Origin of the sequence: Pleionea litopenaei (assembly GCF_031198435.1) — a bacterium.
Taxonomy (GTDB): Bacteria; Pseudomonadota; Gammaproteobacteria; order Enterobacterales; family Kangiellaceae; genus Pleionea; species Pleionea litopenaei.
In genome coordinates this window covers 963,840-985,038 of the sequence record NZ_CP133548.1, presented here as the reverse complement: position 1 = coordinate 985,038, position 21,199 = coordinate 963,840, and the positions used below count along the sequence as shown (strand labels likewise).

19 protein-coding genes are annotated in these 21,199 nt (G+C 43.8%); 13 read left to right on the top strand and 6 right to left on the bottom strand.

Features of this window, described 5'->3' with window-relative positions; translation table 11 throughout:
* The first annotated feature begins 4 nt into the window (after positions 1-4).
* Positions 5-844 (top strand): esterase/lipase family protein, encoded by an 840-nt coding sequence (locus Q9312_RS04285; protein ID WP_309203335.1) that lies wholly within the window; start codon positions 5-7, stop codon positions 842-844.
* A 147-nt stretch (positions 845-991) separates the two neighbouring features.
* On the opposite strand, the gene Q9312_RS04280 is transcribed toward Q9312_RS04285, so the two are convergent.
* From Q9312_RS04280 to pabB, 3 genes are all read right to left on the bottom strand, one after another.
* On the bottom strand, positions 992-2,371 hold the full coding sequence (locus Q9312_RS04280) for an L-serine ammonia-lyase (protein WP_309203334.1): 1,380 nt from the start codon (positions 2,369-2,371) through the stop codon (positions 992-994).
* Positions 2,372-2,474: 103 nt separating this feature from the next.
* The gene (locus Q9312_RS04275; protein WP_309203333.1) at positions 2,475-3,092 is read right to left on the bottom strand and encodes a CoA pyrophosphatase; all 618 of its coding nucleotides are present in this window, start codon (positions 3,090-3,092) and stop codon (positions 2,475-2,477) included.
* A 15-nt stretch (positions 3,093-3,107) separates the two neighbouring features.
* The gene (gene pabB, locus Q9312_RS04270; RefSeq protein WP_309203332.1) at positions 3,108-4,610 is read right to left on the bottom strand and encodes an aminodeoxychorismate synthase component I; all 1,503 of its coding nucleotides are present in this window, start codon (positions 4,608-4,610) and stop codon (positions 3,108-3,110) included.
* 243 nt (positions 4,611-4,853) lie between these two features.
* On the opposite strand from pabB, the gene Q9312_RS04265 reads away from it, so the two are divergent.
* The 4 genes from Q9312_RS04265 to Q9312_RS04250 all read left to right on the top strand — a co-directional run bounded on the left by Q9312_RS04265 (position 4,854) and on the right by Q9312_RS04250 (position 9,366).
* Positions 4,854-6,371, top strand: a complete 1,518-nt coding sequence (locus Q9312_RS04265; RefSeq protein WP_309203331.1) for a fumarate hydratase — start codon at positions 4,854-4,856, stop codon at positions 6,369-6,371.
* A gap of 96 nt (positions 6,372-6,467) precedes the next feature.
* A complete protein-coding gene (gene prpB, locus Q9312_RS04260; protein WP_309203329.1) occupies positions 6,468-7,358 on the top strand; it encodes a methylisocitrate lyase in 891 nt (296 codons plus the stop codon).
* A gap of 2 nt (positions 7,359-7,360) precedes the next feature.
* Entirely contained in the window at positions 7,361-8,506 is a 1,146-nt protein-coding gene (prpC, locus tag Q9312_RS04255; protein WP_309203328.1) for a bifunctional 2-methylcitrate synthase/citrate synthase, read from the top strand.
* Positions 8,507-8,718: 212 nt separating this feature from the next.
* Positions 8,719-9,366 carry an OmpW/AlkL family protein gene (locus tag Q9312_RS04250; RefSeq protein WP_309203327.1) on the top strand — a complete coding sequence of 216 codons (648 nt, stop codon included), beginning with the start codon at positions 8,719-8,721 and terminating at the stop codon, positions 9,364-9,366.
* Positions 9,367-9,392: 26 nt separating this feature from the next.
* On the opposite strand, the gene tsaA is transcribed toward Q9312_RS04250, so the two are convergent.
* Together tsaA and Q9312_RS04240 are read right to left on the bottom strand one after the other, a co-directional pair.
* Positions 9,393-10,094, bottom strand: a complete 702-nt coding sequence (gene tsaA / locus Q9312_RS04245; RefSeq protein ID WP_309203326.1) for a tRNA (N6-threonylcarbamoyladenosine(37)-N6)-methyltransferase TrmO — start codon at positions 10,092-10,094, stop codon at positions 9,393-9,395.
* A 130-nt stretch (positions 10,095-10,224) separates the two neighbouring features.
* Positions 10,225-10,857, bottom strand: coding sequence for a YceI family protein (locus Q9312_RS04240; protein ID WP_309203324.1), 633 nt, complete (start codon positions 10,855-10,857; stop codon positions 10,225-10,227).
* 184 nt (positions 10,858-11,041) lie between these two features.
* Here Q9312_RS04240 and Q9312_RS04235 point away from each other — a divergent pair, with 184 nt between their 5' ends.
* From Q9312_RS04235 to Q9312_RS04200, 8 genes are all read left to right on the top strand, one after another.
* On the top strand, positions 11,042-11,701 hold the full coding sequence (locus Q9312_RS04235) for an SGNH/GDSL hydrolase family protein (RefSeq protein WP_309203323.1): 660 nt from the start codon (positions 11,042-11,044) through the stop codon (positions 11,699-11,701).
* A 370-nt stretch (positions 11,702-12,071) separates the two neighbouring features.
* On the top strand, positions 12,072-13,250 hold the full coding sequence (locus tag Q9312_RS04230) for an acyl-CoA dehydrogenase (RefSeq protein ID WP_309203322.1): 1,179 nt from the start codon (positions 12,072-12,074) through the stop codon (positions 13,248-13,250).
* Positions 13,251-13,373: 123 nt separating this feature from the next.
* Positions 13,374-13,949 carry a nucleotidyltransferase family protein gene (locus tag Q9312_RS04225; RefSeq protein ID WP_309203321.1) on the top strand — a complete coding sequence of 192 codons (576 nt, stop codon included), beginning with the start codon at positions 13,374-13,376 and terminating at the stop codon, positions 13,947-13,949.
* Positions 13,950-14,155: 206 nt separating this feature from the next.
* Positions 14,156-16,750 carry a bifunctional aconitate hydratase 2/2-methylisocitrate dehydratase gene (gene acnB, locus Q9312_RS04220; RefSeq protein ID WP_309203320.1) on the top strand — a complete coding sequence of 865 codons (2,595 nt, stop codon included), beginning with the start codon at positions 14,156-14,158 and terminating at the stop codon, positions 16,748-16,750.
* A gap of 125 nt (positions 16,751-16,875) precedes the next feature.
* Positions 16,876-17,880, top strand: a complete 1,005-nt coding sequence (locus Q9312_RS04215) for a helix-turn-helix domain-containing protein (protein WP_309203319.1) — start codon at positions 16,876-16,878, stop codon at positions 17,878-17,880.
* A 150-nt stretch (positions 17,881-18,030) separates the two neighbouring features.
* Positions 18,031-19,221 carry a saccharopine dehydrogenase family protein gene (locus Q9312_RS04210; RefSeq protein ID WP_309203318.1) on the top strand — a complete coding sequence of 397 codons (1,191 nt, stop codon included), beginning with the start codon at positions 18,031-18,033 and terminating at the stop codon, positions 19,219-19,221.
* A 1-nt stretch (position 19,222) separates the two neighbouring features.
* Positions 19,223-19,882 (top strand): DUF4166 domain-containing protein, encoded by a 660-nt coding sequence (locus Q9312_RS04205; RefSeq protein ID WP_309203317.1) that lies wholly within the window; start codon positions 19,223-19,225, stop codon positions 19,880-19,882.
* Between the two features lie 127 nt (positions 19,883-20,009).
* On the top strand, positions 20,010-20,339 hold the full coding sequence (locus Q9312_RS04200) for a hypothetical protein (RefSeq protein ID WP_309203316.1): 330 nt from the start codon (positions 20,010-20,012) through the stop codon (positions 20,337-20,339).
* A gap of 59 nt (positions 20,340-20,398) precedes the next feature.
* Here the strand turns inward: Q9312_RS04200 and fabR are convergent, their stop codons facing one another.
* Entirely contained in the window at positions 20,399-21,019 is a 621-nt protein-coding gene (gene fabR / locus Q9312_RS04195; RefSeq protein ID WP_309203315.1) for an HTH-type transcriptional repressor FabR, read from the bottom strand.
* Between the last annotated feature and the right edge of the window lie 180 nt (positions 21,020-21,199).

Here is a 21,199-nt window from a genome sequence, read left to right as displayed (position 1 = left end):
GCTCATGTCTACTCTCTTACAGTGGTATGTTACTTACTTACAACGGTATGTTAGCGGTTATTCTAATCTTTGGTTATTGTTCGTTTTTAGTGCGTTGATTGCGTTAACGTCGCTTAAAGTGTCTGCAGCTTCAATTTCTACTAGTAATGAAAAAAACTTTCAGAAAAATTCATTATCCAATGGGTGTGTCGTTTTGCTTCACGGTATGGGCCGTAGTGATCGTTCGATGCTGTATCTGCAGAATAAACTCGAAGCGTCGAATTATCAGGTTGTTAACCTTGACTATCCTTCTTTACACCGTGAGATTGAAACGCTTGCTTTGGTTTCACTTCCTCTAGCAATCAAGCAATGTAAGTCTGGCGTCTCTATCAACTTTGTGACCCATTCGTTGGGTGGAATCTTAGTGCGTAGTTATTTGCAAGAGCAAGAGATCGAAAATTTGAACGCCATTGTCATGATTGGGCCGCCTAACCGAGGCAGCAAAGTTGCGGATAATTTACTATCTATCTTACCTAATGAATCTCGCTACGCTAAACGACTCTCACAAATTTCCAAAAAACCGACGGCGATGGTTCAGCAATTAAAACCGATTAACGCGACCGTAGGTGTGATTGCGGGTACTCGGAGTCTCAATCCAATTTTTTCCAGTTGGTTACCCGGACTTGATGATGGAAAAGTAGCGGTTTCTGATACCTGTCTGAAAGAAATGAGTGACCGTATCTTAATAGCTGACAACCATACAACGTTATTACTAAACCGTTCAGTGGCTGATGAAATATTGCACTTTTTAACGTTAAAAAGGTTTTCAGGTCGTTCTTATCATTTTGTTGAAGGGTGTGAGTAGAATCCGCTATAAACGAGAGGTAGGAAGTTTGTTAAACCTTTCCGAATCTTTAAGGCATCGTGAAATTAGAAATTCTACGATGCCGATTATTGGATCATTTTTACATTGGAAAACTGCGGCTAAAACTCATCGAATCACACTGAGTGGTTAACACTCAATGATGTTGACAGCTAGGCCTCCTCGAGCGGTTTCTTTGTACTTAGTTTTCATATCGGCACCGGTTTCTCTCATCGTTTTTATAACCTTGTCGAGAGAGACTTTATGACTACCGTCACCTCTTAGAGCAAGTCTAGCTGCATTAATGGCTTTGATGGCTCCCATCGCATTTCTCTCAATACAAGGGACTTGAACGAGTCCGCCCACGGGGTCACAAGTAAGGCCTAGGTTATGTTCCATACCAATTTCAGCCGCATTCTCGACTTGCGCGGGTGTTCCTCCCATCACCTCCGTTAATGCAGCGGCCGCCATAGAACAGGCAACCCCCACTTCCCCTTGGCAGCCAACTTCAGCGCCAGAAATTGAAGCGTTTTCTTTGTACAAAATACCGACGGCGGCAGCCGTTAGTAAAAATCGAATGATGGAGTCATCTTCGGGAGTTCCTTTGCAATAATGCTGCGCAAAATAGTATAGGACGGCTGGAATAATGCCGGCTGCACCATTAGTTGGAGCGGTAACAACGCGACCTCCCGCGGCATTTTCTTCGTTTACCGCAAGTGCGTATAAGTTGACCCAGTCCATGACGGACAGTTCATCGGTTTGGTTTTGCGACGCTTTCAATTTGCGAAATAAAGAGGGCGCTCGTCGCTTAACTTTTAGTCCCCCTGGCAATATGCCTTCACGTTCACAGCCTCGTTGTACGCAGGCTTTCATGGTTTCCCAAATACGCATCAATTGTGCTCTAACGTCAGCTTCAGGACGCCAAGAAAGCTCGTTTCTGAGCATCAAACTTGAAATATCCATTCCGTGCTCTTGCGTCAGCTCCAGTAGTTCTGCCGCTGTTTTAAAAGGGTAAGTCACGCGGGTCGAGTCTTCAACAATGGGGTCGTCGGCAGATACATCATCGTTGACAACAAAGCCACCACCCACGGAATAGTAGGTGGCAGATTTAATCAGATTGTCATCGGCATCATAAGCATGAAACTTCATTCCATTTGCATGTTTCGGTAATACTTCACGTCGATGAAACACTAAGTCCTTTTTTTCGTTATAGCGAATGAGGTGTTCACCAGCAATATTCATTCGTTTCTCAGCTCTAATGGTCTCCATTCGCTCAGGGACAATATCTGGGTCGAGCTTTGACGGGCGATTACCCTCGAGGCCCATTAGCACGGCGACGTCACTGCCGTGACCTTTGCCGGTTTGGCCGAGTGACCCGAATAGCTCGGACTTAATTCGAGTGACTTGAGTCAAAGAGCCTTTTTTCTTGAGTTCTTCTACAAAACGCCGCGCAGCGCGCATTGGTCCAACCGTATGCGAGCTAGAAGGGCCAATACCGATCGTGAATATTTCAAATGTGCTTATGGACAATTATTTCACCTTGACTTTGTGTGGTCTTTTAAACGTAATTAACTATTGAATGGTTATCTGCGGCTGCATTGTAATATTGCTCGCGTTAAGTAGCCACTGTCTCTTATTCCTCTAGGCAGTGGTCGAATGTGTGGTGGATCCGTTTGGAAAACTCGACCAAAATCCGTGCTGTCGCTCCCCAGATATTGTAGCTGTGATACTGTATTGAATAGTAGTATCGCTTTTCTCCTTGAAACATAGCGCTCTGTAATTGCTGGTTTTTTTTATCAAGAATAAAGCTCAACGGAACTTCGAATGCTTCATCAACCTCTGAAGGGTCGATGGTTAATGAGTAAGTTGGCGGTAAAATTCCAACAAAGGGTGTCATTACATATTTAGTAATGGTTGTGTGCTGGGGAAGTTCGCCAATAATTTTGACCTGAGATGGCTTAATACCTATCTCTTCATAAGTTTCACGTAGAGCCGTGTGTTTTAAGGAGTCATCGTAATCTTCTTGTCGGCCTCCTGGAAAGCTGATTTGACCAGCATGGTTTTTGAGATGTCTTGCTCTTCGGGTCAATAAAACATGATAGCCGAAGTGGTCACCAACGCGACGCTCGACTAAGGGAACCAATACTCCGGCAGGCGTTAACCATTCCTCATTGAGGTCGGCGGATACGTCTGCTGTACCAGCCTGATCGAGTTTAATAGCTTGTTCTAAAACACCCGGTGTTAAGCGCATGCGCCACCTCTAAATTTATTCATTTATCTGAATTAGCGGGTCGAGTATTTTACTCAACTTAGTAAAGGTCTCTTGATATTCTAGTTCACAAGTTGAGTCATCGACTAGGCCACCACCAGCCCATGTATACAGTTTTTCTTGGTTTGCAATTAACGTTCTGATCATAATATTGCTATCCATTCGACCGTTGAACCCGAAGTAGACCAGAGACCCACAGTAAAAGGAGCGCCGATGAGGCTCTAGTTCCTCAATGATTTCCATGGCTCTAACTTTGGGTGCGCCAGTAATGGAACCTCCGGGGAAAGCCGCTCGTAAAACATCGAGGTTAGAATATTTTGGGTCGACATCTGATTCGACCGTTGAAATAAGGTGATGAACCGAAGGAAACGAATAGAGGCCAAATAATTCACTGACTTTTACGCTACCAGGAACGGCCGTTCGGCTTAAATCATTACGAAGAAGATCGACAATCATTAAGTTTTCCGCTTGATCTTTTTCACTGTTTTGAAGCGCTTCTTTATACGCTTGATCTTGCTCAGCATTAACGCCTCTTGGTTGGGTTCCTTTAATTGGCTGAGTAATAGCGTGACCGTCAGCAACCGAAATAAATCTTTCGGGCGAAAGGGATAATATTTGGCTTGTACCCAAGTTAAAGTAACCAGAAAAAGGTGCTTGATTAAGTTCAGTCAAGTACTTGTAGACAACCCATGGGTCGCCTTGATACTCACACTCGAAGCGTTGAGCTAAATTAATCTGATAACAATCTCCGGCCTTGATATAGTGTTTTACCTTAGCAAACTTCTCGGCATAATCTTTTTCTGCCATATTAGAAAACCAAGGGCGGGTAATTTTGAAAACGGATTTATCAGCCGTACCCGTCGAGTTATTTTGCATGAACCAATGAGCTAGCCGCTCGGCGGTTTTTGGCCTTTGGAACAAATTATATAAAGAGACTGTCTGGCTTTTATGGTCAATGATCACGGGACAATAGTAGAGTCCGAGACACAAATCGGGCAGCCCAATATCATTTTTTGCACTTTGTGGGATATTTTCTAGCTGCCTACCGAAATCATACGATAGTGCGCCAGCTAAGCCGCCAGTAAATACATCCTTAGAAAGTGATGAAAAGTGTTTGTGTTCAGTTTCATTGGCTGAAAGCTTTGAACCTTTTTCTTTCAACCAACGGTTAAGTGTTGAAAACAAATCACCAACTTCTTTTACTTTCGAAAACTCGGCATCACGATTCATTGGAATCGAAACTTGATCGCTTTCGAACTCGTAAACACGATGAGTTGTTTGGTGATTTGACTGACTTGATACAATCACTCGCTCTGGTGCAGCGAGTAGAATATCGAATTGGTCTTTGTCGCTACCGCCGCTGTGCAGAAGTAAAGAGTAGGGCCAAGATGCCACGGCTTCGAAATAATGCTCAGCACTGTTTAATCCTAAGTACGGAAACGAAATGATCGAGTTTGTTGGTTGGTGAGCATTCGATTGATTTGCATTCTTTGAATTCATTTAGTCTCTCAGTTAAACCGGGCAGTGCTTTTTCTTAAGTTTTTTGTTGCTTATGACCAGCTGATTTGTCATTTATCGTCAAACTGTTGAATTAATGTGCAGTTTTAACGAGCTACTGCGCCAAATCTTTTGTATAGGGTATAATACCAAAGTTTAATTTTAGATCGTTGAACAGCCAATATATTTATTGTATGGTTGTGCAGCGCAATATCAGTCGCAATTTCCCAACTTCCGGAGGAATACATGGCGGTTATCAAAAAAGCCGACTTTATCGACAGCGTCGAAAGTGCTTTGCAGTTTATTTCTTATTACCATCCAAAAGACTTCGTTGACGCTATGCACGAGGCTTATTTAAAAGAGCAAAGTCCGGGTGCGAAAGATGCAATTGCACAAATTCTAATCAACTCAAGAATGTCGGCAGAAGGCCATCGACCAGTATGTCAAGATACCGGCATTGTAACGGTTTTTGTAAAAATAGGGATGAACGTTCAATGGGAAACGGATATGACTGTTCAAGAAATGGTCGACGAGGGCGTTCGCCGCGCTTACGCCAATCCAGATAATCCGCTTAGAGCTTCCGTTGTTGAAAATCCAGTGGGTCCACGCAAAAACACCAAAGACAATACGCCAGCGGTTGTGCATATAGATACGGTAGCTGGAGACAAGGTTCATGTTGATGTCGCCGCAAAGGGTGGTGGCTCAGAAAACAAGTCGAAGTTTGTTATGCTCAACCCTAACGATTCAATCGTCGATTGGGTGCTAGAAACGGTTCCTAAGATGGGGGCTGGTTGGTGCCCACCAGGAATGTTGGGGCTTGGAATCGGCGGCACTGCCGAAAAAGCCATGGTGATGGCGAAAGAATCTTTGATGGATGCGATAGACATTCATGAGTTACAACAGCGCGGTCCGCAAAACTCGGTGGAAGAACTTCGGTTAAAACTTTTCGAGGAAGTGAATAAGTTGGGAATTGGAGCGCAAGGACTCGGCGGATTGACGACCGTTCTTGATATCAAGATCAAAGACTGCCCAACGCACGCGGCGTCGTTGCCTGTCGCTTTGATCCCTAATTGTGCGGCTACTCGTCACGCTCACTTTACACTAGATGGTAGTGGTCCAGCGTTTTTGGATGCTCCTAAACTGAGTGATTGGCCAGAGGTCACTTGGGAAGTGGGTGATAAGGTCAAACGTGTTCAACTTGATCAAGTCACACGCGAAGAAATGGCGACTTGGCAACCTGGCGAAACACTTTTGTTGAGCGGGAAAATTCTTACTGGTCGTGATGCCGCACACAAGAAAATTCAAGATCTATTTGCAAGTGGAGAAGGTTTGCCTGAAGGCGTCGACTTCAATGGCAAGTTTATATATTACGTGGGGCCTGTTGATGCTGTTCGCGACGAGGTCGTTGGTCCTGCGGGTCCGACAACGTCAACTCGCATGGATAAGTACGTTGAGATGATGCTCGATAAAACAGGCCTGATTGGCATGATCGGAAAAGCTGAACGCGGTGATGTGGCAATCGAAGCGATTAAAAAGCATCAAGCCACGTATTTAATGGCCGTGGGCGGAGCGGCATACCTTGTATCGAAAGCCATCAAGAAAGCAAAAGTCGTTGCGTTCGAAGAGTTAGGTATGGAAGCCATCTATGAGTTTGAAGTCGAAGATATGCCCGTTACTGTGGCGGTTGACTCAACAGGTGAATCTGTGCACAAAACCGGTCCAGCAATTTGGAAGGTTAAATTAGAAGAAATGGCAACGAGTTAGTTGCCATTTCTTTTTAAAACTAATAATAAAAATTGAGCGAGCATTGGTATCAACTGGTGCTATTCAAAAACCACCTAATACGAGAAAGAGAGACGTATGAGTAATACACAAAGTCCAGGAGCTAAATTTCGCGCTGCCGTAGCAAACAATAAGCCTTTGCAAGTCGTCGGAACCATTAATGCGTACACTGCCCATATGGCGAAGCGAGTTGGGCATCAAGCAATCTATTTATCGGGCGGTGGGGTAGCTGCTAATTCGTTAGGTATGCCTGACCTAGGTATCAGCTCACTCGAAGATGTGTTAATTGATGTTCGTCGAATCACGGATGTTTGTGACTTACCTTTGCTTGTTGATGCAGATACAGGTTGGGGCGGCGCCTTCAATATTGCTCGCACGGTTAAATCACTGATTAAAGCCGGAGCCGCAGGCTGCCACATTGAAGACCAAGTCGCGGCGAAGCGCTGTGGTCATCGTCCAGGAAAAGAAATCGTATCGAAACAAGAAATGATCGATCGTGTAAAAGCAGCCGTTGATGCGAAAACGGATGACGAGTTTGTGGTAATGGCTCGTACCGATGCGCTGGCAGTTGAAGGAATCGACAGTGCTATTGAGCGAGCGTTGGCTTGTGTAGAAGCGGGCGCGGATATGATTTTTCCAGAAGCAATAAATTCGCTTGAACAGTACAAGACATTTAAAGAAGCGGTTAAAGTTCCGATTCTTGCAAACATTACTGAGTTTGGTAAAACACCCTTGTTTTCGACGCCTGAATTAGGCGAAGTGGGTGTGGATATCGTGCTCTATTGTTGTGGTGCTTATCGCGCAATGAATAAAGGGGCATTGACGGTTTATGAGGCTTTGAAAAATGAAGGCCACCAGCGCAATGTCGTCGATATTATGCAGACTCGAGAAGAACTCTATGATTATTTAAATTATCACAGTTACGAGCAGAAATTAGACTCGCTGTTCGCAGAAAATAAGGAGAAATAATAATGGCGGAACAGGTATTACCGAAAGCAAAAAAATCAGTGGCGTTATCAGGTATTGCCGCTGGCAATACCGAATTATGTACCGTGGGTAGAACCGGCAATGACTTAGCCTATCGTGGCTATGACATACTTGATTTTGCAGAAAAAGCAGAGTTTGAAGAAATTGCCTATTTGCTCATTCATGGCAAATTGCCAACAACTGCTGAACTAAAAAATTACAAACGTAAGTTAAAAGCATTGCGTGGTTTACCGCTCGCAGTTCAAGAGGCTTTAGAGTGCATTCCGGCAGCGGCTCATCCAATGGATGTTTTGCGTACGGGTTGCTCTGTTCTTGGAACCGTATTGCCAGAAAAAGATGATCACAATCCATCGGATGCCCGTGATATCGCAGACCGGTTAATGGCCTCATTCGGATCGATGTTACTTTACTGGTATCACTTTAGTCACAATGGCAAACGAATTGATGTCGAGACAGATGACGACTCAATTGGCGCTCACTTTTTACATCTTCTTCATGGTGAAGAGCCAAGTGAGTCATGGGAAAAGGCGATGCATATCTCGTTAATTCTATACGCAGAACATGAGTTCAATGCATCTACTTTTACTAGCCGTGTCATTGCCGGTACCAACTCCGATATGTACTCGGCCGTTTGTGGAGCTATCGGGGCTCTACGTGGGCCAAAACATGGTGGGGCGAATGAAGTCGCGCTAGAAATTCAAAAGCGTTATACCTCTCCTGACGAAGCTGAAGCAGACATTAAAGAAAGAATCGGACGAAAAGAAATTGTTATCGGTTTTGGTCATCCGGTGTATACAGTCTCAGATCCAAGAAACGAAGTCATCAAACGCGTGGCTGAGTCTTTGTCAAAAGAACAGGGCGATATGAACTTATACAATATTGCTGAGCGACTAGAAAAAGTTATGTGGGACGAGAAGAAAATGTTCCCGAATTTAGATTGGTTCTCTGCTGTTTCTTATCACCAAATGGGCATACCAACAGCAATGTTTACACCGATTTTCGTGATGTCACGAATTACTGGTTGGGCAGCGCATATTATGGAGCAACGGGTTGATGGCAAAATCATTCGACCGAGTGCCAACTATACCGGCCCAGAAGACCTTGAGTGGGTCGATATCGATAAGCGTTAACAGCGCAAATAAAAAGCGGCCTTGGCCGCTTTTTTTTATTTTCCTTCATGAATGCTCATTGCATATTTGCAATAAAGTAATAAAAAAAATGATCTCGGTCAGGTTTTATTGCGGATAAAAAAATTGTGACCTAAAAATAATGATCCAGATCATGGTTTGATTTCTCTTAAGTCGTAAAGTATCGGCGAACAAAACAAATGGAGAATAAAATCATGAAACTTTCTTTGGTTTCCTTAGTTATCGGTGCGTTACTTGCTGCCCCAACATGGGCTGATTCAAATGCTTCAAATTGGACACTTAGAGTCGGTGCGGCAAACGTATCTCCCAATGACTCCAGCGGTGCTGTACTAGGAAACGATGGTGTGGCTGTTGATGATGCATGGGGCCTTGGTATCAGTTTAGATATACCAATGAACGATCGCTGGAGTTTTGAAGTTCTAGCTGCCTCACCTTTCAGTCATGATATCACCGGCACGGGCGCTATTAATGGCCTTGCAGTTGGTAAAGTTAAGCATTTACCACCAACTTTTAGCGCTCTTTATTATTTAAATGCTGAGAAAACATGGCATTTAGGCTTCGGAATTAATTACACCACATTTTTAGAAGATGATGCGGATGACGCATTGGTTCAAGCGCTGAATGTTAACTCTGCAGACTTAGAGCTTGATGATTCTTTTGGTTATTCTCTTAAAGTCGGTTTTGATATTCCCATGAATGAAAGCTGGTCGTTTAACGGCAATCTTTATTACATGGATATCGACACCACGGCAGACGTCTACTTGGATGGCGCTTACGCTACTTCAGTAGATGTTGAAATTGATCCTTTCGTTGTAATGCTAGGCGTTAGTACTCAGTTTTAGTTAATCAATGACGGCCATACGCAAGGCTAATCAGCCGGAGCGATGGCCGTTACTTTTATGCATTCCTGCTCAAACCTGAAGCGAATATTATAGTTGTATAAAGTGACGCCGTAGGTTTTCTCTTCAACACTTCCTCTGCGATATCCTGGTCGAGGATCTTGTTGTAGAACCTGAGAGACTACGCTCTTAAATTCAGGAATCAGTGTTGTAATCTTGTTCAGTTGAGAGTCGCACGCAGGATCAAACGTTATTGGTTTTGCTGCAACTATGGGTCGAGAGGCATAGGCTTCTGTCGCATGGGGGATACAGTCCGAATAGGGAATATAAGGCTTGATATCGATGACTGGCGTACCATCGACAAAATCACCTCCCTGAATGACTAAAGTCACTTGGTTCTGTTCAAACGTTATGTCTAGAAGCTCGACTACACTCAAGCCTATATTGTTAGGTCTAAAACTACTGCGGCTGGCAAATACGCCAACTTTTTGATTGCCGCCCATTCGAGGAGGGCGAACGAGAGGATGCCATTTGCCAAGAGGAATTAGGTGAAATTGGAATATAAGCCAAAGGTGTGAAAAATCGGTTAAACCTCGAACCGCGTCTGAACAATTAGCCTCACCAATTAAACGTACGGTTGAAGTCAGTTGTTGTACTAGGTTTGGTTGCCTTGGTACCGCAAACTTTTCACCGTAGGGCGAATGAATGTAAGCAATGGGTTTGACGTTCATGTTCAAATATATTCTTGTTTAATGATGGACATGTTAGAGGCAATTTCAGCAGGCTAATTGATATTTATACAGGCTAACTAAAAAGGACTGATCAAAATACCTTCGATCAGCCCACTAGGTCATGTCCAATCTATGATGTTTGGTTGAATACTAGGTTAAATGTAACCGGTACAACCGCATCGATGGACTGTAATTTTGCCAACTGTTGTAACTTTAAAATACCTGCAATTAAATTGAAGTCATTGGCTTGAACAAAAATAGGTTTCATCGAAGTAACATGAATTTCTGAGTCACTGGTTTTGATGATTTTTATCGGTGCAGTAAGCTCTTGGCTTTGACCATGTAACGTTAATTTAAATGGCGCACTGGTGATGGTCGATGAGCCGGCCTTGAGATTGGTTAGTAACGAAGGATCCAGTTCAGCGCTGATGGTTGCACTTGGGAAGTGATCTGTTTCAAAAAGGTGTTCTTTCATGCGTTGATTTCGAATTTCGATCGCTGTATCGACTGAGTTTAAGTTAATGTTGATGAAGACGGACTTACTGCCAGCAACTTTGCCTGAAATTTCTTTGAACTGATGGTTTTCTGCGATGTTTGCATTTTTTATTGAAATAAAGTTAATGGCAGAGCTGCTAGAGTCAAGGGTCCAGTCAGCAGCCGCAACTGCGCCAGAAGCCAAAAAGGTCACGGCTAAGGTTACTGAGCTTAGTAGGCTTCTAATCGTTGGATTAAGTTTTTTTGAGAGCAGAGTCGATTTATGCATGATTGTCCTCGAGTGTGTAAATGCTTTTATAATGGATATCAGGCGCTAAAGTAGCGTCTGCAGTTAAAGGCGATTGGTGATAAATCCGAGCCTTTTGAACGATTGTAATTGGTACCACTTAAGTTACTTCATTAAAGTAATGCTGATAATGAGAAACGTTAACACTTCTTAATCAAGAGGTAAATTGAATTTGCACCGACAATTAACCCAAGTGTTCTTTTGGGGCGACAGCTTTACTGCGGGAGAGAATGATTATCGTCGCGGAGGTTGGACTGCTCGGGTATCTGCTGCGCTGATGAAACGGAATCATCTGCAAAGACAAGATGTTGCTATGAAAAATCATTGGCGAGCTTATCCATTAGGTATAGGGGGAGAAACGGTTGACGGTTTATTGCGACGATTTGAAAGTGAGTTTAAGAGTCGAGCAGTGTCTAATTCGAGGCGCCTTGTATGTCTCCAGTATGGAAGCAATGACGTTGAGTGGCATAAGCAGAAAAATCGAGTACCGCTTCCGATTTTTATTCGCAAATATCAACAAGTGCTTACTTTTTTTCAAGCGCAAGGCGCTGAAGTCTTGGGATTATCTATATGGCCGACAGCATCGGCTTTAGATGGCGAGCCAGATATTTATGGTATGGTCCGACATCGAGCTGATCTAGAGCGCTATAATGACGCCCTCAAGACCCTAGTTGAGCAAAATCGAGGTTATTGGGTAAACACCTGTCCGCCCACGTTTCACCGAGATCCAGGCTCTTGGCTCGACGCTGATGGTGTTCACCCAAGCGCTCAGGGACATGCTTATATTGCACTGCAAATATTACGTTCGATTCGCCGAATAAATTGAGGGGCTCTGCGCTCAATTAAACGGGGCGTTTTAATGGCAAAAAGGTTGGTTAATGTTGCTGCTTCCCCATTCAATGTATGCTTGAGGTTGTGGCTTTTATCCGTGTATTCAAGGGCTTTGTTAGATCCTTGTATAGAGAGTTGTATAAAATAAATTACAGAGTTATTGTTCGTTAAATTGTTTAGGTAATGCAAGCCTAAAAAATGCTAAAGCCGAATATCCGGTCAAGGATAATTAGCCGAGCATCGACATTAAAGAGGGATTATTTATAATGCCTGCCTAGTACAAGGCAAGAGAACTGGTCTGAGTGTGCGTATCGCGGCTTAAGACATATAATTGAACACAATTTTTAACCATTGGGAAGTTAGCTATGTCAGCTGGAGTGTTATCGAATTGGGATGATCTGTTGTTACTCGATGATCAATTAACTGAAGAAGAACGGATGATTCGAGACTCGGCTCATCAATATGCACAAGAGAAATTGTTGCCACGAGTTTTAGAAGCAAATCGTCATGAGCATTTTGACGTCGAGATTATGCGAGAACTAGGTGAGCTGGGACTGCTCGGCTCGACTATCGATGGATATGGCTGTGCTGGCACCAGCTATGTCGCCTACGGACTTATTGCTCGTGAGGTAGAGCGGGTTGATTCGGGTTATCGGTCAGCTTGTAGTGTACAGTCGTCACTAGTGATGTACCCAATTCATAAATTTGGCACCGAAGCGCAACGCGAAAAATACCTGCCTAAGTTAGCGACGGGCGAGTATATCGGTTGCTTTGGGTTAACAGAACCTGACGCAGGCTCAGATCCAGCGAGCATGAAAACGCGCGCGCGAAGTGTTGATGGTGGCTACCAGTTAACTGGCAGTAAAATGTGGATAACTAATTCTCCGGTAGCTGATGTGTTTGTTGTTTGGGCGAAAACGGATGACGGTAAGATTCGTGGATTTGTTCTCGAGAAAGGCATGGAGGGCTTAACTGCACCGAAAATCGAAGGTAAGTTTTCTCTTCGTGCGTCGATCACCGGTGAAATCGTCATGGACAATGTTTTTGTTCCTGAGGAAAACATGTTTCCTGAAGTAACTGGTTTAAAAGGACCATTTAGCTGCTTAAACATGGCGCGTTATGGAATCTCTTGGGGAGCAATGGGCGCGGCCGAAGCATGCTGGCACGCGGCACGTCAATACACGCTCGATCGCAAGCAGTTCGACAAACCCCTTGCTGCCAATCAGCTGATTCAAAAGAAACTGGCAGACATGCAAACAGAAATTAGCCTTGGTTTACAGGCGTCGTTGCGAGTAGGGCGATTAATCGATGAAAAGCGCTTTGTGCCTGAAATGATTTCTTTGGTTAAGCGCAATGCCTGTGGCAAAGCGCTTGATATCGCGCGGATGGCGCGTGATATGCACGGCGGTAATGGTATTAATGACGAATACCATGTGGTGCGTCATATGATGAACTTAGAAGCGGTCAATACCTACGAAGGAACCCATGATGTACATGCACTAATTCTTGGTCGTGCTCAAACGGGACTTCAAGCCTTTAAATAAGTCAAACTGCGTCGCCGAGCCAAGGCTCGGCGACCGTTAAAATATCGCGCTATAGTGCTTTAATATAAGCAAAAGGATTGTGCTATAGTTTAGTAACAACGTCTGTTTATAAGATGGAGCTTTATGATCGAGCTGTCCGTAGTGATTCTAGCTGGTGGAGCCTCTAAGCGTCTCGGAGTATCCAAGCAGATGATACGCTATCGCGATGAGACCTTGATTGCCCAGTCGTGCCGGCGAGCTCTGCAGCTATCAAGTACGGTCACTTTGCTCAGCGGTGCTAATCGACACAGTGTTGAGGCTGAGGCTCATAAGTTTAAAGTTGATGTACTGCATAATCCGAACTGGGAAGTGGGCATCGCTAATTCCATTGGTTTAGCCGTGAAACACGAGTTTAATAGTAATCGTGTGTTGTTAATGTATTGCGACCAACCTTTAATTCCCATTTTTCACTATCAGGCTCTGGTAGAGCAGTCCAATCAAAATCCAGACAAAATTGTCGTGACAGAGTCAGGGAATAATTACTGCTTACCCGCTATTTTCCCACATCGGTTCTTCTATGAGCTAACCACCTTAAAAGATGATGAAACCGCTATTCAATTGGTGGAGTCTCACTTAACCGAAGTCACTTCAATACCTTGTCCACAAGCGGCGTTTAGCGTCGATGAGCCAGATGATATGCGTCGGCTACGAGAGTCTTAGTCCTGCGATTTATGAAGATTTAGTAATATCAGCAGCTTAGCCAAAGGTATTAATTTATTCTGCCGAGGGTTTGCTGTATAATTTAGCACCCTAAATTTTCTGCAAGATATCGTTGTTTCGAGTGTTTTTTACGCATTTACGCCGAATTTGGTGTCGAAGTGACCATATTTTGATTACAAACTAGTCGACATACGAGGATTAAACACGTGTTAGAAGCCTATCGTAAGCATGTTGAAGAACGCGCGCAACAAGGTATACCACCTAAACCTTTGGATGCTGAGCAAACCAATGCTCTAGTGGAGTTGTTGAAAAATCCTCCTGCGGGCGAAGAAGAGTTCTTAGTTGAGTTGCTGACACATCGTGTACCACCGGGTGTTGACGAGGCAGCCTATGTTAAAGCTGGCTTTCTTTCAGCCATTGCGAAAGGCGAAGCTCAATCACCTTTGGTTGACAAAGCTCATGCCGTAAAATTGTTGGGCACTATGTTAGGCGGTTACAACATCGCCACGCTAGTTGAGTTGCTAGACGATGCCGATTTAGCTGAACTAGCCGCGCAGCAGTTGAAACACACCTTACTGATGTTTGATGCCTTCCATGATGTCGCTGACAAAGCGAAAGCAGGCAATGCAATTGCACAAAATGTTATTGAGTCGTGGGCTGAAGCCGAGTGGTTCAAAGAAAAACCCGCGTTAGAAGAAAAAATCACAGTGACGGTCTTTAAAGTACCGGGAGAAACCAATACTGATGATCTTTCACCTGCTCAAGACGCATGGTCTCGCCCAGATATTCCGTTGCACTCATTAGCAATGTTGAAAAATCCTCGTGAAGGTATTGACGGCGATCCACTTGAAATCATTGAAGATTTAAAGAAAAAGGGTCACCCAGTCGCCTATGTAGGTGATGTTGTTGGAACTGGCTCTTCGCGTAAATCAGCAACAAACTCGGTCTTGTGGTGCACAGGTGACGATATTCCTTATGTACCAAACAAGCGAGCCGGTGGTTACTGTTTAGGCGGCAAAATCGCTCCTATTTTCTTTAACACGATGGAAGATGCTGGTGCGCTTCCTATCGAGGTTGACGTTACCAAAATGGAAATGGGCGATGTGATTGATATCTATCCTTATGAAGGAAAAGTTGAAAAGAATGGTGAAGTTATTGCCAACTTTGAGATGAAAACTTCAGTCATGATTGATGAAGTGCAAGCTGGCGGACGTATTCCAATGATTATTGGACGTGGGTTGACAGCTAATGCTCGCGAATATTTAGGTTTACCGGAAGCTGACTTTTTCCGTAAGCCTGCTGAAGTTAAAGACACAGGTAAAGGGTTTACGCTCGCGCAAAAAATGGTGGGTAAAGCATGCGGTCTTGAAGGAGTTCGACCCGGACAATACTGCGAACCTAAAATGACGACTGTGGGCTCACAAGATACGACTGGCCCTATGACTCGTGACGAGTTGAAAGATTTAGCTTGTCTTGGCTTTACCGCTGACCTAGTTATGCAGTCATTCTGCCATACTGCGGCTTATCCGAAGCCCGTTGATATTGACACCCAGCACACCTTACCAGACTTCATTCAAAACCGAGGTGGTGTTTCACTGCGTCCTGGCGATGGGATCATTCACAGCTGGTTGAACCGCATGTTATTGCCCGATACCGTGGGTACAGGTGGTGATTCACATACTCGATTCCCTATTGGTATTTCGTTCCCAGCAGGTTCTGGTCTTGTGGCTTTTGCGGCAGCAACAGGTGTTATGCCGTTAGATATGCCTGAGTCTGTTTTAGTGCGTTTTAAAGGCGAAATGCAACCGGGTATCACGTTGCGTGATTTAGTGCATGCTATTCCTTACTATGCGATTCAAGAAGGTCATTTGACCGTAGAGAAGTCTGGCAAGAAGAACATTTTCTCTGGTCGAATTTTAGAAATTGAAGGTCTTGAGCATTTAACGGCAGAGCAAGCGTTTGAACTGTCAGATGCTTCAGCAGAGCGTTCTGCTGCGGGCTGTACCATCAAGTTATCAGAAGAGTCTGTTTCAGAGTACCTTCAGTCGAATGTAGTCTTGCTAAAATGGATGATTGCCAATGGCTATGGTGATCCTCGTACCATCGGTCGCCGCATCGAAAAAATGGAAGAGTGGATTGCGAACCCTGAGTTAATGCAAGCCGATGCCGATGCAGACTACACAGCGGTGATCGAAATCGACTTAAACGAACTTAAAGAGCCTGTTTTATGTGCTCCTAACGATCCTGATGATGCGCGGTTATTAAGTGACGTTGCTGGAGATAAAATTGACGAAGTGTTCATTGGTTCGTGCATGACAAATATTGGTCATTTCCGCGCCGCTGGTAAATTGCTTGATAAAGTCGAGCCGGGTACCCTTGCAACACGCTTGTGGATTGCGCCTCCGACAAAAATGGATGAGCACCAATTAATGGAAGAGGGCTACTACAATATCTTTGGACGTTCTGGAGCTCGCTTAGAAATGCCAGGTTGTTCATTGTGTATGGGAAATCAAGCGCGTGTCGCGCCTAAATCAACCGTAGTTTCAACGTCAACTCGAAACTTCCCGAATCGATTAGGTCAAGGGGCGAATGTGTATTTGGCATCGGCTGAATTAGCGTCGGTCGCGTCGGTATTGGGTAAGTTACCTACCGTTGCTGAGTATTTAGAGTATGCAAAAGAACTCGATAGCATGTCTGGTGACATTTACAAATACATGAATTTCCACCAGATGGAAGAGTACAAGTCAAAAGCAAACACCGTAACCATTCCGGTTGCAAACCAAGTAACGGTTGATGCTTAACCCTCAATAATCAAGTTTGATTAACGATTGAGACAAAAAAACCCGCTACGGCGGGTTTTTTTGTGTTCTGCAAAAGGGCTAAAATGGAGTCGAAATTGTAATGATAATTCGGAAATCGCTAACCAATGCAAACCGTTAGTTTATTAAGTTTAGGGTTCTCCCTATTTATTGCCCCAGTGTTATGGATCAGCTTTATTTGGTTGATGCCTATCGAGCATAAACGAATGCAGACGAAAGTCTTTTGCAGCGGTTTCTTGTTATTGATTTCGTTACTCCAGATAAAACATTTAGAGTTTCTGCTTGATGGACGTCAACTACTACAAGAGTTTAGCTACCAAACTCTATTAGTCATTGCACCATCGATGTTCTACTTTTTTAGTCGTTCTCTGTTGTTTAAAGATTATCAAGTTACCTGGCGATCGATAGCGCATTTCGCACCCATCTCATTTTTATTTGTGCTACCAGATACCGCCATCGCGCCATTGGCTCTTATTGTTGGAAGTGCATACTGTATCTGGCTCGTGCAGTTGATTTATCGTTTAAGAGATATGAGAAATCGGTTTAAGTTGGAGTTCTTCTTTGCGACGACGTTTGCCGTAATTGCTTTCATTGTTATGGTTTTAGGGACTTTAAGTTTTTATACCGAACCTAAGTATTTTTACCATTTTTATCTTAACGGGTTGAGTTTTGCCTATGCTCTTGTGGTTGTTGTCCTCCTGGTTTATCCAAATTTAATTGATGAGTTGACGGAAATTGTTGCAACAACCTACCGTAACTCCACCTTGTCTCGTATTAATATTGAACAAACTATGTCAGCACTTGACCGACTGATGACCGAAGATAAAGCTTTTCAAGACGAACAACTAACGCTCAGCGATTTAGCCGAGAGAATGAATATAACGTCGCATCAACTTTCGGAATTAATTAATACCCAATTTGGATTTGGATTTTCTCAGTATTTAAGGAAGGTGCGTGTTGAACATGCAAAGCAACTTCTCAAATTAGAGCCAGAAGCTTCCGTTCTCTCAATTGGCCTTGAGTCAGGATTCAAGTCGCAATCCAATTTTTATTCGGCATTTAAGACGTGTGAAGGAGTGTCGCCCGGTCAGTATCGAAAAAACACCCATTAAAGTTCTAGAATTATAATAATGTAGCTTTGTAATTTATTGATATTTATACAGTTATATTTATTTTATTGCAGAATTATCAATTGGGAGTTTATCTTCGATTGATCTCTCTATCCTGTTCCTAGTGTTTAAAAAAGAAACTAGGAAACTGCAATGAAGCACTTAATTTTACTCGGCGCGACCGGTGTTTTTATGCGTCGGCTTTTGCCTCGCTTAATCCAAATAAAACAATTATCCATCACTTTAATCGCTCGTGACTTAAGTAAGTTAGAACGATTAAAAAAATCTTCAACGCTTTATTCGAATGTCGATTTGTTAGCCTTAGATAAGGACGCCGAAGGTTTTGCTCAAGTTTTAGCCTATTTAAAACCTGATATTTTAATTAATGGAGCCGGACCTTATGAATTTTCTAACTCGCTGGACTGCTTCAAAATCGCCAGCGTATGTTGTGAGATCGGGTGTGATTACATTGATTTGGCGGATAACCGAGAGTTTGTTAGCCATTTCCATGAGTCTTTAGATAACTTAGCAAAAGCTTCTAAAGTCGTCTTAGTGACGGGGGCGAGTAGTGTACCTGCATTAAGCAACGCGGTTGTTGAACATTATCAAAAGGAATTTTCAGAGCTATCCGACGTAGCCATTGGTATTTGTCCTGGAAATCAAACGGAGCGTGGTTTAGGGACAGTCTCATCTATTTTAAGTTATGTCGGGCAACCTTTTACCCAGTGGATAGATGGTCGTTTTAAACCAGTTTATGGTTGGCAGAATCTTCGAAAATATAAATTTGAACATTCGATTGGCACTCGCTGGCTGGCTAATTGCGATGTTCCCGATCTTGAGTTGTTGCCTAAACAATACCCTCAATTGCAATCGGTTAGTTTTCAGGCAGGACTCGAAGTTTCATTAATGCACATAGGGCTTTGGGCATTATCTTGGTTAACGCGAATGCATTGGGTCAACAACTGGCGACGATACGCTAAGCCGCTAGTGAGAGTGAGTCGATGGATGGAGTCTTGGGGAAGCGATGATGGCGCTATGTTTGTTGAGCTTAAAGGCCTTCCGAGTAAAAAGCGAGCCACTAGAAAGCGTTGTTCAAAAGCGACCCTACCTTCAAAAGCGATTCTACGTTGGCAACTCATTGCCAAAAAGGGAAGGGGGCCTCACGTACCAACCATTGCTGCAGAATTAACGGTCAAACGGTTATTAAGCGACCGTCTACCTTGCGGAGCTTATCCTTGTACTGGCTTTCTCAAGCTTGATGACTTTCGCAAGGTTTTAGATGCTTTGGGCATCGTGCATATCTCGAGTCGAAATGGATTTTCGCCTATTGAAGGAGATGCTTGATATGTCTCAACAACTCGGTCAAATAGAAAAAGCTAACTTAGCGCAAACCTCTTGTTATGACGATGAAGCTTATCAAAGAGTGATAGGGGACCAATGGGCGGAGTTGGCTAGTGATATTCAGCAGCGTTTTGCGAGTCAGCTATGCCGAAAAACATATGTAGGCAAAATGCGTTATGTACACTTGTCAAAGATCGGTTGGGTTTTGGCAAAGCTGACAAGGCTCATCGGTCGGCCACTGGCACAGTCAACCGGAAGACATATTCCTACTCGCGTGGAGGTATTTTATAACGCAGCGAAACAGGGGATGACGTGGGAGCGATGGTACGATTTTGGTGGGACTAATCAAGAGTGTGTTTGCTCGACTAAATGCATTTCTTTGAACGATCAACTGAGCGAATATTTAGGTGGGGGCTTTTCAATGTCGTTGCGCACCCGAGTGATTAACGGTGCACTTTACTTTGAGAGTGACGAATATTATTGGACTGGATTAGGACGCTGCTGGAAACTTCCTCGTTGGCTTTCTCCTGGGCGTACTTTGGTGTTTCAAAAATCGCTTAAAAATAGTCGCTTCCAGTTTTACCTTTCGGTGGTTCATCCTTGGTTCGGCCGATTGATTACGCAAAGTGGTGTGTTTAAAGCGCAAGAGTCGGCTAAATTGTAGTCTATCTAAGTGTCAATTGACCCGGGACAAGGCTTTTGTCACTATCAACCGTTAGTCTAGTGATTGCTTGTTGAGCGGACTAGAATTATTCTTAATAAAAGATTTTTAAGTAAAAGGACTGTAGAGCGTGAAAGCGTTAAAGATTACCCTTGTGTCGATGCTATTTTTCTCGTCAACATTTGCAATGGCTTCATTGCTATTTTTCTTTGGCGATTGGCACGAATTTGCACTCGTCACTTTAGTCGGGCTTTGCTTTGGGGGCATCGCAGCGCCCTCGATTGATCGAGATGCTTTCGAAAAACCTTTTTTATATGAGATCAGTTTTGGCGCCGGTGCTGGGGGCTTGATCGGCTTTTTGATTAATAGTGATCAACTTGCCGTGGGCTTCGGGTTTATCTTGGGGGCGTTGTTAGGCTTTGCTTTGCCTAGGCTATTTAAAAAGACAAAAGACTCTTAATTAACAATCGTGGCGTTCGTGAAATGAGTGCGTTTCGGCAGGGAACCCCGTTAAGTGCGTCATAGAGGGCTATCATTTGAGCTATTGAGTGACGCAGCTCCATGCGCGATAAAACGTAACTGGGCAATCGTTGTTTTAATAAGACGTTTACGGTTTTCTGCATCAGCATCGAGATAATCTGCACCATTGTTAAATGTGATGGTCACTAACGCTTCTGCTTGTACTTGGCACACTTCTGGAGTGAGCTGAGTCGATTGCTGAAGATAATCTGAGAGTTCGACGGTGAAGTATTTTACTTCACGCGCTACAGCGTCTCTAAAAGCCTTAGAAGTGCCGCTACGCTCTCTAAGTAATAAGCGAAATATATTCGGGTTTTGCTCCACAAACTCCATGAATGTCTCAACAGAAACTACGATGACGCTGGTTTTATCGTCAAAGCGCTTTCTCGCACTCCGCATCAGTTGACGTAGCGTCATGCCACACTCATCAACGAGTGTCAGTCCAAGCTCTTCCATATCTTTAAAGTGCCTATAAAAGGATGTTGGAGCGATTCCAGCTTCTCGAGCAACCTCGCGCAGGCTCAAACTAGAAAAGTTTTGGTCGGCACTGAGCTGATTGAGCGCCGCGTCAATGATAGCGAGACGCGTCTTTTCTTTTTGTTGAGCTCGGATCCCTGTCATGAGTCGGCCATAGGTTGTTGATTCTTAGGGACATATTAATCTACATCCGCTCACTTGAACAGTGGCGACGCCAAACCAGGCGACTGAGCGAATAAAGTGCACTGTGTATTGTATTTCATGAAGGCTGACGATATAATTCAGTGAACATGTGTACGCTGAAATGGTTGAACGTATTCATAC